The 13160-nt window shown below is 63.9% G+C and carries 11 protein-coding genes; 7 read left to right on the top strand and 4 right to left on the bottom strand.

What is annotated here, in order from left to right:
• From X265_RS27455 to X265_RS27445, 3 genes are all read left to right on the top strand, one after another.
• Entirely contained in the window at positions 1-1200 is a 1200-nt protein-coding gene (locus X265_RS27455; protein WP_128969428.1) for an efflux RND transporter periplasmic adaptor subunit, read from the top strand.
• Positions 1201-1291: 91 nt separating this feature from the next.
• A complete protein-coding gene (locus tag X265_RS27450; protein WP_244659273.1) occupies positions 1292-2434 on the top strand; it encodes an OpgC domain-containing protein in 1143 nt (380 codons plus the stop codon).
• A 98-nt stretch (positions 2435-2532) separates the two neighbouring features.
• Positions 2533-4833, top strand: a complete 2301-nt coding sequence (locus X265_RS27445) for a heavy metal translocating P-type ATPase (protein ID WP_128967665.1) — start codon at positions 2533-2535, stop codon at positions 4831-4833.
• Positions 4834-5335: 502 nt separating this feature from the next.
• Here the strand turns inward: X265_RS27445 and X265_RS27435 are convergent.
• The 4 genes from X265_RS27435 to X265_RS27420 all read right to left on the bottom strand — a co-directional run bounded on the left by X265_RS27435 (position 5336) and on the right by X265_RS27420 (position 9229).
• Positions 5336-7378: a carbohydrate porin gene (locus X265_RS27435; RefSeq protein WP_128967663.1), complete on the bottom strand. Its 2043-nt coding sequence runs from the start codon at positions 7376-7378 to the stop codon at positions 5336-5338.
• A 265-nt stretch (positions 7379-7643) separates the two neighbouring features.
• Complete coding sequence (locus X265_RS27430; protein ID WP_128967662.1) at positions 7644-8339, bottom strand: VIT1/CCC1 transporter family protein; 696 nt, start codon at positions 8337-8339, stop codon at positions 7644-7646.
• A gap of 40 nt (positions 8340-8379) precedes the next feature.
• Positions 8380-8946 carry a cytochrome b/b6 domain-containing protein gene (locus tag X265_RS27425; protein WP_128967661.1) on the bottom strand — a complete coding sequence of 189 codons (567 nt, stop codon included), beginning with the start codon at positions 8944-8946 and terminating at the stop codon, positions 8380-8382.
• A gap of 10 nt (positions 8947-8956) precedes the next feature.
• On the bottom strand, positions 8957-9229 hold the full coding sequence (locus tag X265_RS27420; RefSeq protein WP_128967660.1) for a PepSY domain-containing protein: 273 nt from the start codon (positions 9227-9229) through the stop codon (positions 8957-8959).
• Between the two features lie 81 nt (positions 9230-9310).
• Between X265_RS27420 and X265_RS27415 the strand changes: the two genes are divergently transcribed.
• The 4 genes from X265_RS27415 (at position 9311) to X265_RS27400 (ending at position 13084) form a co-directional block, all read left to right on the top strand.
• Positions 9311-9691, top strand: coding sequence for a PepSY domain-containing protein (locus X265_RS27415; RefSeq protein WP_245478043.1), 381 nt, complete (start codon positions 9311-9313; stop codon positions 9689-9691).
• Positions 9691-10356 (top strand): response regulator transcription factor, encoded by a 666-nt coding sequence (locus X265_RS27410; protein ID WP_128967659.1) that lies wholly within the window; start codon positions 9691-9693, stop codon positions 10354-10356. Before X265_RS27415 ends, X265_RS27410 begins: the two co-directional genes overlap by 1 nt.
• Positions 10353-11756 (top strand): sensor histidine kinase, encoded by a 1404-nt coding sequence (locus X265_RS27405; protein WP_128967658.1) that lies wholly within the window; start codon positions 10353-10355, stop codon positions 11754-11756. The genes X265_RS27410 and X265_RS27405 overlap by 4 nt, the downstream gene beginning before the upstream one ends.
• Before the next feature lie 269 nt (positions 11757-12025).
• Positions 12026-13084: a hypothetical protein gene (locus X265_RS27400; protein ID WP_128967657.1), complete on the top strand. Its 1059-nt coding sequence runs from the start codon at positions 12026-12028 to the stop codon at positions 13082-13084.
• The last annotated feature ends 76 nt before the right edge of the window (positions 13085-13160 follow it).

The raw sequence follows: 13160 nt of genomic DNA, 5'->3' as shown, positions 1-13160 counted from the left end.
ATGCATATCACGGGCCGCCATATCGCCATCGCTGCCGGGCTTCTGGCCGCCGTCGGCATCGCGGTCTGGCTCTTGATCCCCGCCCCGGTGCCGGTCGAGACTGCCGCGGTGACGAAGGGAAGGTTCGTCGCCACCGTCGATGAGGACGGCAAGACGCGTGTGCGTGAGCGATACGTGGTCGCAGCGCCGCTCGCCGGGCGGCTGAGCCGAATCCGCTTCAAGGTCGGCGACCAGGTTCGGGTCGATGACGCCCTCGCGACAATCACCCCTTCTCCGGCGCCGCTGATGGATTCCCGCACCCGCCGCGAAGTCGAGGAAATGCTCGGAACAGCCGAAGCCAACCTGGAGCGCGCCAAGGCCATTGTCGAGCGTGCGCGGGCCCAGAGGGAGCAGGCCAACACCGACCTGGTGCGGACGAAAACCTTGGCTCAGCAAGGGGCCGCGACGGCGCAGGCCCTCGAGCGTGCAGAACTCGCGATGCGCCTTGCCGACAGGGATTTGCGCGCGGCGGAGTTTCAGGATCACGCCGCAGAGCACGAGATCAGCCAACAGCGCGCATTGTTGGCGCGATACGGCAGCGACGGCGGCGGGCACCCGGATAGCTGGAATGTCGCATCGCCTGTTGCCGGCGTGGTGCTGAAGGTCGCCCAGGAAAGCGAGACGATCGTCCAGCCGGGCGCTCCACTCCTGGACATCGGCGACGCCGGGGATATCGAAGTCGTGGTCGATGTCTTGAGCACCGATGCCGTCGAGATCCGTCCCGGAGCTGATGTCGTCATCGATCATTGGGGCGGGGAGGGGAAGCTGAAGGGCCGGGTACGCCGGGTCGAGCCGGCAGCCTTCACCAAGATATCAACGCTCGGCGTCGAGGAGCAGAGGGTCAATGTTCTCGTCGACATCCTCTCGCCGCCGGAGCAGTGGGCGCGGCTGGGTGACGCCTATCAGGTGGATGTTCAAATCGGCGTCTTCGCGCGGGACGATGCGACGACCATTCCGGCGGGCGCGTTGTTTCGTCGCGGAGAAGGCTGGAATGTATATGTCGCGAGGGACGGGCGCGCCGAATTGCGCCAAATTGAGGTTCTGCGGCGTTCCGGGCGCCTCGCGGCTGTTGCCAAGGGCCTCGCGCCGGGGGAAGAGGTGATTGTCTATCCGAGCGACCGGGTTGTACCGGGTGTGCGCATCGCACAACGACCACGTTAAGAGGCCGCGCCATGAACCGCTCGGAGCTTTGTGGACGAAGAAACGGAAAATGCTGGTACGCGGGGCACGTCTCAATGCAGGAACGAACGACTTGAACCACGATCCCAAGCACGGATGCGATCACGTTGGTTATCTCGATGGCGATCGTGACTTGCGCCTCGACGCCTGTCGCGGCCTCGCACTCTGGTTCATTTTCATTGATCACATTCCTGGCAACGCTTTTGACTGGTTGACCCTTCGGAACTACGGGTTTTCTGATACTTCAGAAATTTTTGTGTTCGTGTCCGGCTATACCTGCATGCTTTCCTATGGCGGGGCGCTGCGGCGGCAGGGTTGGCCAACCGTCGTTGTCCGCAGCCTGCGGCGAAGCCTGGAAATTTACGCTGCATTTCTGCTGCTCGTGATCGCCTATCTTGCTCTGGTCTGGGTCACGGGAACTGACCTCTATCGCGACGAGACCAATACCAGAGTCTTTTTTGACAATCCGGGAATTGCCCTCATCCATCTTCTGGCGCTGCAATACACGCCTGTGAATACAGATATCCTGCCGCTGTTTGTCATGCTGCATTTCGGCTTTCCGCTCGTGCTGTGGTTCATGATTCGCAACGCAACGATCGCGCTCAGCGCCTCCTTTCTGCTCTACATGATGGTGCAGCTCTATAGCTGGAATTTGCCGGCCTGGCCGGCCCGTGAAGCATACTTCAATCCGTTGGCTTGGCAGATGTTGTTCGTGCTCGGCGCTTACTGCGCAACTCCCGGCGCCGCCCGGCTCGCAGGGATCTCGTTATCTCCGGTTGTGGTTTCGGTTGCCGCTAGCGTCGTCATATTCAGCCTTGTCGTCACGCTGAGCTGGCGTATCGAACAGCTCAAATGGCTGGTCCCGGACGCAGTTGTGGGCTGGATTTATCCGATTTACAAAACCCATTTGGCGCCGCCCCGGCTCGTGCACTTCTTAGCCCTGATGGTCTTGGGAATGCGCTTCTTATCACCGATCAAGCATAGCAAGCTGAAGCCGTGGGCGGTTGCAATGATTCGCTGCGGAGAAAACTCACTCTCGATCTATTGCTTCAGCGTACTCGCTTCATTTCTCGGCTTCGTCGTCTTGAACGAGATCTCCGGCCGACTGGCAATGGAGGCCATTGTCAGCGCCTCAGGAATTATCTTGATGATCGCGATTGCAAGCCTTCTTGCCTGGGAAGCCAAGTTCGACCGGCGTGGTCCGAAACCGTTTTAGGCGTTCTATACGAGCAAATTGCTTGGAAAGCGGAGTTCGGGACGCGATGTTGATTCTCCTCAAACAACCGGCTGGTTCCAGAAGATAATCATCATGTGATGTGGAGCGAGACCAAATCCATAGAGCGGGTCCTGCGATGGGGCCTGGTTGCGATTGCAATCGCAGGATTGACCGCGGGTCTTCTCGCGGGAGTGGCGGGTCGCGCTGATCTCGCGGATATTGCATGGCAACTCGGCACCGCGCCCGTGATCGGCGGACTGGCCGTCTCGATCGTCAGGGATCTTCTGAGCGGTCGCTTCGGAGTGGATGCGATTGCGCTGCTGTCGATGAGCGCAGCGTTGGCGCTCGGCCAGCCACTTGCGGGGGCCGTGGTTGCGCTGATGTATTCCGGCGGCAACGTGCTGGAGGATATTGCGATCGCACGAGCCGAGCGCGACCTGCACTCCCTGGTCGATCGGGCGCCGCGGCAGGCGCACCGCAAAATCAATGGTGGGATCGAGGACATTCCGGTTGACGCAGTCTTGGTCGGCGAAGAGCTCCTGGTGAGGGCCGGCGAGATCGTGCCGGTCGATGGCATCGTTGGCTCGGTCGCGGCGACCATCGACGAATCCGCGGTTACGGGCGAGCCGATCCCGGTCGAGAAGACACGCGGCAGCGCGGTTCTCTCCGGTTCGCTGAATGCGGGCGAGACTTTCGAGTTGACCGCGACCGCACCGGCAGGCGAGAGCACCTACTCGGGCATCGTGCGCATGGTGACGGCGGCGCAAACCGCGAAGGCTCCCTTCGTGCGGATGGCCGATCGTTTCGCGCTGGTCCTTCTGCCGGTGACGCTCGTCGTCGCCTTCCTGGCCTGGCGCCTGTCCGGTGATCTGACGCGCAGCCTTGCCGTGCTGGTGGCGGCGACGCCTTGTCCGCTGATCCTGGCTGCACCGGTCGCCTTCATTGCCGGGGTGGCGCGAGCGGCTCGGCGCGGCATTCTTGCCAAAGGGGGAGGGGCGCTGGAGGCGCTGGCCCGCGCTCACACGGTGCTGTTCGACAAGACCGGGACCCTGACCGTCGGAGGGGCACGGCTGCTTTCGATCGAGGTTCCTCCGGGGGAAGACCCCGACGAGGTCCTGCGGCTCGGCGCATCGCTCGAGCAGGCCTCGCATCACGTGCTTGCCAAGACCGTCGTCGCTGCGGCCCTCGATCGCGGCCTCAAGCTGAAAGCGCCGGAACAGGTCAAGGAGACCATGGGCAGCGGCTTGCGCGGTCTGGTCGACGGGCGCCAGGTCACCGCGGGCTCGCGAGAACTGCTGCGCTCGCGTGGCGAACTGTCGGCGTGGGAGCTGCGGGCGATCCGGCGCGCTTCGTGGCGCTCGGCGCTCATCGTCTTCGTCGCCGTGGATGGCCGCCCGATCGGCGCGCTGCTGCTGGCGGACGAGTTGCGGGCTGATACGCCGCGGGCGATCCGCCTGCTGCGCGATGCGGGGATCGCACGAATGGTGATGGTCACTGGCGATCGCGCCGCGGCGGCGCAGGCGATTGGTGCGGCGCTCGACCTCGACGACGTGCTGGCCGACCGCGTTCCTTCGGACAAGGTTGAGGCGGTGCGCACCGAACAGAGGCTGCATCCGACCATCATGGTCGGCGATGGCATCAATGACGCCCCGGCATTGGCCGTGGCCGATATCGGAGTCGCGCTCGGCGCGCGCGGCGCGACCGCCTCGTCCGAGGCCGCCGATGTGGTGATCTTGGCCGACCGGCTCGATCGCGTCGGCGAGGCCATTATCATCGCGCAACGGGCCCGACGCATTGCCTTGCAAAGCATTGTTGTCGGCATGGGGTTGTCATTGCTGGCGATGCTCGCCGCCGCCGTTGGCTGGCTTGAACCGGTGCCTGCGGCCATCGTCCAGGAGGTCATCGACGTTGCCGTCATTCTGAACGCCCTGCGGGCGCTCGCTCCGCCGCTCGCCAGGGGCGGTGCGCACATCACCGCGGAGCAGGGCTTGGCATTGCATCACGATCATCAGGCCCTGTTCAAGGACCTCGATCGCTTGCGCAAGGTCGTCGATGCGCTGGATGACGCAGCCCCCGAGTCAGCCGCGGCGTTGATCGGGGATGCTCAACGCATCGTTCAGAGCAGCGTCGTCATGCACGAGCGCGCGGATGAGGACAGCGTCTATCCGAAGCTTGCGACAGTGCTGCGCGATCACCACGGCCTCTCAGCCATGAGCCGCGCCCATCGCGAAATTCTGCATCTTACGCGGCTGCTCGATCGGATCGTGGAGGATCTGCCGTCAGAGAAGGTCGATCGCTATCTCGTCCGTGACGCTCAACGGGTAATCGAGGCGATCGAAACGCTGGTGCGCATGCACACGGCCCAGGAGGAGGATATCTACGAAGCCGTGGCGGCATAGGCGGTCGCTGGATACGCCCCGCATCTTGGCCATGCGGGGTACAGGCGAACTTATATCAATCATCGCACGGGCCATAGTAGTGCTTCGCAAGACGATAGTGCCTTCCGTACGCAACATACTCCTCGTGCAGGCAGCTCTCGCCCCTTCGGAATGCCTTGTCGCCGTCGCATCGCACGTTCTCGAAATGAAGTCTGACGGTCGTTGATTGGTTGAGATAGGTCCCGAAGTAGTGGAGGGCTTGAGCGCGCCCGCCACACCTCTGGAGCACGGTATTGCGAATGTCGGGCGGCAACCGATCGATGTGATCGGGATTCCACGGGCCGTCGTGCGAACTGGAGCTTCCGAGCGCTAACGCGGTGCCCGGGAAGCAGGCCGCTTGCACCAGGAAAACGATCGCGAGCAGCGACAACGAGTGCGGCTTCCAATTGCGCATTGCAGCACCGATCGGTCATCGACTTGATCAATGAATCCTATCAGATAGCAGCGTCACGTGAAAAGAAAATCAGAACTGCGCATGCAAGCGAGTCGCGACGACTGAGACTGGTCCACGATCGCGATTGTAGGCGGGGTTGTCGATGAACTGATAATCGAAACCGAGCGTCCACGCCGCGATCGGAAGCGTGTAGTATATTTCCATGATCTTCTCGGCGCCCGGATGCGGAAGCTGCCCGTCGCCGATCAGCGCGCTGTAACCGCCTGTCGCGAAATAAGCCTGGTGCGTTGCGGAAATCGTGTTGCGAATGCCTGCTATCCCGAGCGTGTCGTTCGGCCTGCTCCAGAATTTTCCGGAGATCGAGGCGCCACCCGCGAGCGTCGCGTCTGCATCGGTAAATGCGTAGGCCTCCAGCCTGCCGGGCGTGTAACCGGCTCGTGCAAACAGGCCGACACCGGGTATGATCTGCTGCTCGATGTTGCCGGCAATTCCGAGCTTGCTCGTGTAGGTGCGCACCAGCGAGAGGTCCGGCGCGGCGCCGGTCAGGTTGGCAAGATCGACGGCGTCCTGGAAATTTCCCATCCGCGCGCGCGTCAGATAGCCAGTCACGGCGATCTTGCCGGGTTGCCCCATGACCTCGTAGCGACGCTCGACTTCGCCAACCATCTGGAATTGGCCGAAGGCCGGATCGAGGTTTGTGCTGTTGGGCGTCACGGGCCCGTCGAATACGCCGGCACGGAAGGTCCAAGGGCCGGTGTACCACTCGGCCGCGGCGCCATAGGTAAAGGCCCAGGCATCGGCGGCGTAGTCGAATGCCCCGGTGTTGACCAGCGTCCAGTTGAGGAAGTCGCCGCGCGGATCGTGCGCGTATTTGTTGGAGTCGAAGATGTCGACGACGCTGAACTTGCCGACGGTGAGCACGAGGCGATCGCTGGTCTGGGAGCCCGCGAACTGCATGGGCCCGGATTCGACCTTCTGCACGTCGCCGCCGAGATCGATCGTCTGCCGCAAAAAGGCGCGCGGAATCCTCGCATACGGATAGGTGGACCCGACCTTGTAGGCCTCCGCGCTCGGGAAGCCCGCCACTCCGAATGTGCCGTTGAGACCGAAGCCCTGGTCGATTTCCGGATTGATCCAGATTTCTCCGCCGTCCCAGGGACGGAAGCCGACAAAGAGGTCCGCATCGAATGTCTCGCGCACCTGATTGGGCGAGAGGCTGTTCTGGCCGGCATAGGGCGCGCGGAACGGCAGCGCATATTGCGTGACGATCGTCGTCTGCCCATGCACGGCGAAATTATCGGTCTCCGCGGGGGCGATGCCCTTGATGGCAAAGTCGGTGTGGGCGGGATCGGGACCAAGCTGATAGTTGAGCCCGACCTGGACACGTTGGACCGAGAGGCCGGAGTTCAGCTGTTCTGCCGATGCTGCGAGGCTCTTGTGGTGATCGCCGAACTCCGAAGCCAGGAATTCGGCCTTGGCCGTCCAGTGCGGTGCGACCGGCAGCTCGGCTCCGATGCCGGCGACCCAGCCGAGGCGCCATGTCAAGGCCGTATCCACGGTGCCGATGGCCGCGCTGCCGACCAGTGGGGTGCCCGCGAGTTGCGTCCGCTCCAGCCTGTCATAGGACCAGGCGAATCCCCCCGTCGCATAGAGCAGCCAATGGTCGAAGGCATAGCCGAGCCTGCCGCGCGCCGTCCCCATGCCGAGGACGGTGTCGCGATAGCTGGCGGTCCCGCCGGAGAGCGACGTTACGGTCTGATCTCCCGCCATGGTGTTCGGGGCGGACAAGTCGGCCTCGAAACCCATCACGAAGCGCGAGGGCAGCATCAGATTGTAGCCGCCCTGCACGCCGAAGAGATAGCTGCCTGTCCCTTTGAACGCGTCATAGGCGCTGAACAAGCCGGCCGATCCGTTCACGGTGGACAAGCCGTCGTTCGCACTCCAATTGGACCGACCGCCGGCATATCCGAAATGGCCGCCGAGATAGAAGCCGGTCCATTCCGCAGCGTCAGGCCTTGGAGCCTTGACTGGATACGACTCCGCCGCGCTCGCTGCACCGGGCGCAGCAAGGGCGAGGCTTGCGACTGCGCCTGTGAGACATATCCGCTTCATCGTCGTTCAACAGCCCTATTCAAAACCGCGGTCAAGCAGCAATCGGCGGTTCGCAGCTTCTCTCATTCGCAAGTGACGGATTTGCAACAATGGCTTGTTGGAGATGCCTGCTCGAGCTCCGCCGATGACGGGCCGCTGCATGGACGGATGAGGAATGCCCCGCCGACAATGTCCCCATCGCGCCGTAAGGGTCGCCTCGCCCATGGCCGTGACAAAGGCCGCGCCCTGACGTCGCAAATGGAATTCCCCGCCCGAAGGTGCGCGCTTACCCGAACAAATGCGCGAGCCAATACGCCGCCCCGGCGGCCAATCCGCCTACCAGCAACGTCTGCAACGCCGACTTGATCTTGTTGACGCCCGTGAAGTGCCCCTTGACGGCCCCGAAGCAGAGCAACGCGACGCCGGTCGCGGCGACGGAGATCTGCAGCGCTGTCCCGATGTTCTGGGTGAACATGTAGGGCACCAGCGGAATCAGACCGCCGACCACGTATGAGCCTCCGATCGTGGCGGCGCTGATCGGCGCGCGCTTCGGGTCGGGGCGCTCCAGACCCAATTCGAAGCGCATCATGAAGTCGACCCATCGCTGCCGGTTTGACGCCACAGCACCGACAACCGACTTGAGCGCATCGCCCTCAAGGCCATACTCACGGAAGATCTGCTCGACCTCGTCGATCTCCCGCTCGTGCATGTGATCGATTTCATGGTGTTCGCGCTGTTCTTCAGCGGCGTAATGCTCTGCATCCGTGCGCGCGGCGAGATACCCGCCAAGGCCCATCGCGATCGCACCGGCGACGACCTCGGCCAATCCGGCAGTGACGATCACGTCCGTGTTGGTGACGGCCGCCGAAAGGCCCGCCGCCAGCGCGAACGGGACCGTCAAGCCGTCAGCCATCCCGATCACGACGTCGCGGACGCTTTCGGAGGCGGTGAAGTGCTTCTCGATGTGAGGGGTGGCTGGCACAGGACGCTCCTGGTTGTGGTTTGGGTTTGAAGAGAGCTGCCTAGTCGGCAGCTCTCTTGCGGCCGGAGATCATGGACGCGACCAGGTTCTCGCGATGCTCCAAGCTTGCGATCAACACGCCGAGCACATGCGCCACGACCAGGCCGACGGTCAGGTTGGCCAGGAATTCGTGGACGTGTTCGATCAGCTTGGAGCCCCAGTAGACATCCGTCGTCATCATGTAGCCCGTCGCACACGTGCCGGCCAGCGCGACGACGAGAGCGATGATCATGGCACCGCCCGCGGGGTTATGTCCGATGTAGCGGGGAGCCCTGAGGAGAGCGACGTCGCGAAGATAGGCCAGCACCTCGCGTGGCGGACGAACGAAGTTCGAAAAGCGCGCATGTCGCGGCCCGATGAAGCCCCAGATGACGCGGATCGCGAGAAGGCCGGCGATGGCGTAGCCGGCCGCGACGTGCACCCGCTCGATCTCGTCGCCGGTGGCGTAGGCCAGAACGAACAAGCTCGCCAGCGACCAGTGAAAGATCCGGACGAACGGATCCCAGACCTTGACCGTGGCCGGCGGCATCGCGCCGCCGGCTCCGATCGTGTTGCTCACGGTTCTCATTTGCGGACCGTTACATCTGGCCGATGATCTGGCCGTTGGTCGGGTCCACGAACAGCTCCACCCGATGACCGTTCTTGTCGAGCGTATAGAGTTCGCCGCAAGCGTTCTTGAGCTTGGCCTTCTGGACCTTGTAGCCCTGGGCCTCGACCTTGGCCTGCAACTGCCCCATCGGCAGCCATTGAGCCTCCGGGGCCGACGTGCACGGCTTGCCGAGGCTGCCGGCCTGGGCGGAGGCCGCCCCGAGGATCACGGCGCCGACGGTAAGAATTGCGATCTTGCGCATAGGTATCTCCTGACGGTGGCCGGCCGCACCATGCGCCGGCCATGCGGAGCAACCTGCCAGAAGCGGCCTGACGGACACCTGTTGAGCTACGTCAGCTATTTGTCAGGTGATATCTGGCATCCATATCTTCCCGATGACGAGCTTCTTATGTGCCCAAGACTGCGCCGAATCCATATCCTGATCCTTGCGGCCGCCCTTGTGGGCGCGGGCGGTGGGATGCCGGCGTTCGCGCGCGACCACGATGACGCGAAACGGGCCGTCGAGGCCGGCGAAATCCGTCCTTACGCCGACATCCTCAATGTGGTGAAGGGGAAGCTTCCGGGGGAGGTCGTGGGCGTGAAGCTCGAACGCGAAGCTGGCGCCTGGATGTACGAGCTCCGCGTGCTCGACGGCACGGGCCGGCTGCTCGAGATCCACGTCGATGCGAAGAGCGGCGAAATCGAGCGAACCAAGGAGAAGTGATGCGCGTGCTTGTTGTCGAGGACGACCCGCGGATCGCGTCGGATGTCTCGCGAATGCTCGAAGCCTCCGGCTACGTGGTCGAGACGGTCGCGAATGGCGAGGACGCTTGGTTCCTCGGCGACACCGAGGACTTCGGAGCCGTCATCCTCGATCTGGGTCTGCCTGGAATGGATGGGCTTGCGGTCCTGAAGCGCTGGCGCGCCAACGGTCGGCACATGCCCGTCCTCGTCCTCACCGCGCGCGGAAGCTGGGCGGAGCGGGTGGACGGGATCGACGCCGGGGCCGATGACTACCTGCCGAAGCCGTTCCGGATGGAGGAGTTGCTGGCGCGGCTGCGCTCCATCGTGCGGCGTTCTGCCGGGCACGGCTCTTCGGTCATCACCGCGGGCGAGATCACGCTCGACGAGCGGCAGATGAAGGTCACCCGCCGTGGCGTGCCCATCACGCTCTCTCCGCTCGAGTATCGGCTGGTCGCCCATCTCCTCCGCAATCGAGGAAGAGTCGTCTCGCAGCAGGAGATCGACGAGAACGTCTATGGCCACGGCGAAGAGCACGATTCGAATACGCTTGAGGTGCTGGTCGCGCGCGTGCGCAAGAAGCTGGGCGCGGAAGCGATCGAAACGCGGCGGGGCTTCGGCTATCTCATGCCGGAGGCGCCCGCATGAACCGGCATTCGCTCAGGCTGCGGTTGGTCGCCGGCGGAATCGTTGCGATCCTGATCGCGCTTGCGATCGCTGGCGGCGCGCTCGTCGTCGTCTTCCAACGCCATGTCTCGCGAACCCTGGCTCAGGATCTCGACGTCCATCTGAAGCAGCTTCTCGCGAACATCGACTTGGATGCTCAGGGCAAGCTGGTGCTCACGCAGACACCGGTCGATCCACGCTTCGCCGATCCGCTCTCCGGGTTGTACTGGCAAGTCAGCGATGATCGCGGGCAGTTGCTGCGTTCGCGCTCGCTGTGGGATTCCGCCATGAAACTGCCGGCGGATCGGCTGAGCCCCGGTGAAACGCATCAGCACGAAGCGGATGGACCGGGCGGTCAGCGCGTGCTGGTCGCCGAACGGGCGGTGACGCTTTCCGCGGAGGGGAAGCCGGTGGTCGTACGCCTTGCCGTCGCGGAGGACCTGGCGCGGGTCACGGCGGCGACCTCGGCCTTCGCCAAGGATCTTTCCATCGCGCTCGTCCTGCTCGGCTCCGTACTGGCCCTCGCGACCTGGGTCCAGGTCGGCGTCGGACTGCATCCGCTGGTCGCGCTGCGCCGGGGAGTGGCCGATATCAGGGCAGGACGCAGCCGGCATCTGCCGTCCTCGGTCCCGAGCGAAGTCCAACCGCTCGTCGAGGAGGTCAACGCCCTCGTCGATGCGCAGGAAGCCGAGATAGAGCGGTCCCGCGGCCGCGCAGCGGATCTGGCCCATGGGCTGAAGACGCCACTCGCCGCCCTTGCCGCCGACGCTTCACGCCTCCGGGAGCGGGGCGAGCGCGAGATCGCCCGCGACATCGAGGCTGTCGGCGAGGTCATGGGGCGCCATGTCGACCGCGAGCTCGCGCGGGCCAGGGTTCGCGGCCACGCAAGGGGGAAGGCCGCGACGTCCACCGTCGTGAGGCCTCTCGTCGAATCCATCGTGGCGACGATGTCGCGCACCCCCGACGGCATGCGAGTGGCGTTCGAGAACCTCATCCGCGACGACTTGACCATCACGCTTGATCGGACCGACCTCGCCGAAGTGCTCGGCAATCTGATCGAAAACGCGGCCCGCCATGCTGCAGGCCGGGTCCGGATCACCTCGAATGACGGCCAGCCGTCTGTTGTCGTCGAGGACGACGGCGAAGGCATTGACCCGGCCCACTTGTCGCGCGTGCTCGAACGTGGCGTGCGCCTCGATCAGCGCGGCGGCGCTGCGGGCCTGGGCCTGGCCATCGTGCAGGACGTCCTCGATGCGTACGGATGGGGCCTGGAGCTCTCCAGCTCGGAGCTCGGCGGCCTGAAGGCGGTCATCGCCGTGAGGCCAGGGGTGTCCGGCCGGCCGAGCCGCCCGGCAAGAGCGTCAGTCGCTCCCTCGGCCTGACACCTTGCTGACATCGGCCGTCAGCGTCTCGAGGGCGCCCGGGAATATTTATTGCGCGTGCGGTGAGGCCGTCCTCAACGCTCTTTACTTTTGCCGTTTCTTCGTTTTCGTATCGAGCAGTGTTCGCATCGCGTCGGCCCAGATCGCGACAAGCCGCCGGCGTGGGCCGCGAGGACGAAATGAAGCGGCCTGACTGAGGTCATCAGCAGCGCGAGCCGGCGGCCCCGCTGCTGCATTCTCTGTGCATCGAACAAGCTCCGGGAGAAACAATGACGATGACGAACAGTGCGCCGGATGACGTGCAGGCCTATCGCGCGGTCGAGCGGATCTACCACTCCTATCTCACGGGTCTCATCCTTCATCTCTCGTCGCGCGCCGGGGCGACGCGTGCGGCCGAGATCGTGTTCAGGATGTTTCGCCGCCAGCAAGCGACCCATTTCGTCGCGAGCCTCAAAAAGCTCGGTCTGGACGGGCTGCCGCATGCGGTCGCCAGCGCGCAGTACAACTACCTCGCCAATCAGGTAGGCGGCGTAAAGGTCGAATATGTCTATGAGAGCGACAAGAAGGCGTGGATCCGCTATCCGCCTCCCCGCTGGCTTTGGCATGGCACCGCGATCTGTGGAATTCCCTCGGAAGTGTCCCGCGGGATGCTCAGGGGATGGCACGGCAACAACGGCGTGGTTCTCGGTAATCCCCGCCTGGGCTTCGTCTGCACGGGACAGACCGTCGACGGGCAGCCGGGCCTTGAGGGATATTACCGGGAATACGATCACGAGCTTGCGCCGGAGGAGCGGCTGCAATTCTCTCCGGGAGAGCGATGCCCGCCGTTCAGGCCGGAGCTTGCGCCGCGTCTTCCCGAAACGCACTGGCCGGAAAGCCGGTTGCGAAAGGCGCTCCGCAATTACGCGATGGATTATATCACCTCGATTCTGCCTGAAATGATGGCGGTGCTTGGACCCGCCGAGGGAGGCCATATGGGAGGTCTGGCTGCCCGATTGATCGGCATGCATACGTTCGACGACGTTGCCGCCATGCTCGGCGGAGTGGACCGAGGCGTCGCGGGATTTGCGAGCGCATTCACGAGGCTGTTGCGGGGCCAGGGCGATGACGCCGAGATGCATCTTGAAGGTGACACGGCGATCGTACGGCAAACCACGTGGCGCCTCATGTCCGGTCGGGAGCAGATGTCTCCCGCCATATTCGATGCGTGGAACGAATTATGGCTGGGCGCGGCACTCGCCCACGATCGTTTCATGCGCGTCACCCTGGTCAGCCGCCGAGACGCCGGCGATTCCGTCTGGGCATGGGAGTTTCGACAAGGCCATTGAATCGGCGGACCGCTGGTTGTGCGAAAGGGTCGGCAAGAGAATGAAGCCGTTTGAATTCCAAGCTTGACACTGTCTG

The organism is Bradyrhizobium guangdongense (assembly GCF_004114975.1).
GTDB classification, from domain to species: Bacteria; Pseudomonadota; Alphaproteobacteria; order Rhizobiales; family Xanthobacteraceae; genus Bradyrhizobium; species Bradyrhizobium guangdongense.
The sequence above is the reverse complement of the archived record's forward strand: the minus strand, read 5'-3'. Positions and strand labels throughout refer to the sequence as shown.

Bases quoted from the DNA above. Each gene is read 5' to 3' on its own strand.
- X265_RS27455 (WP_128969428.1), top strand. From the start codon at position 1: ATGCATATCACGGGCCGCCATATCGCCATCGCTGCCGGGCTTCTGGCC.
- X265_RS27425 (WP_128967661.1), bottom strand. From the start codon at position 8,946: ATGAGAACCGTGAGCAACACGATCGGAGCCGGCGGCGCGATGCCGCCG.
- X265_RS27445 (WP_128967665.1), top strand. From the start codon at position 2,533: ATGTGGAGCGAGACCAAATCCATAGAGCGGGTCCTGCGATGGGGCCTG.
- X265_RS27405 (WP_128967658.1), top strand. From the start codon at position 10,353: ATGAACCGGCATTCGCTCAGGCTGCGGTTGGTCGCCGGCGGAATCGTT.
- X265_RS27435 (WP_128967663.1), bottom strand. From the start codon at position 7,378: ATGAAGCGGATATGTCTCACAGGCGCAGTCGCAAGCCTCGCCCTTGCT.
- X265_RS27410 (WP_128967659.1), top strand. From the start codon at position 9,691: ATGCGCGTGCTTGTTGTCGAGGACGACCCGCGGATCGCGTCGGATGTC.
- X265_RS27420 (WP_128967660.1), bottom strand. From the start codon at position 9,229: ATGCGCAAGATCGCAATTCTTACCGTCGGCGCCGTGATCCTCGGGGCG.
- X265_RS27400 (WP_128967657.1), top strand. From the start codon at position 12,026: ATGACGATGACGAACAGTGCGCCGGATGACGTGCAGGCCTATCGCGCG.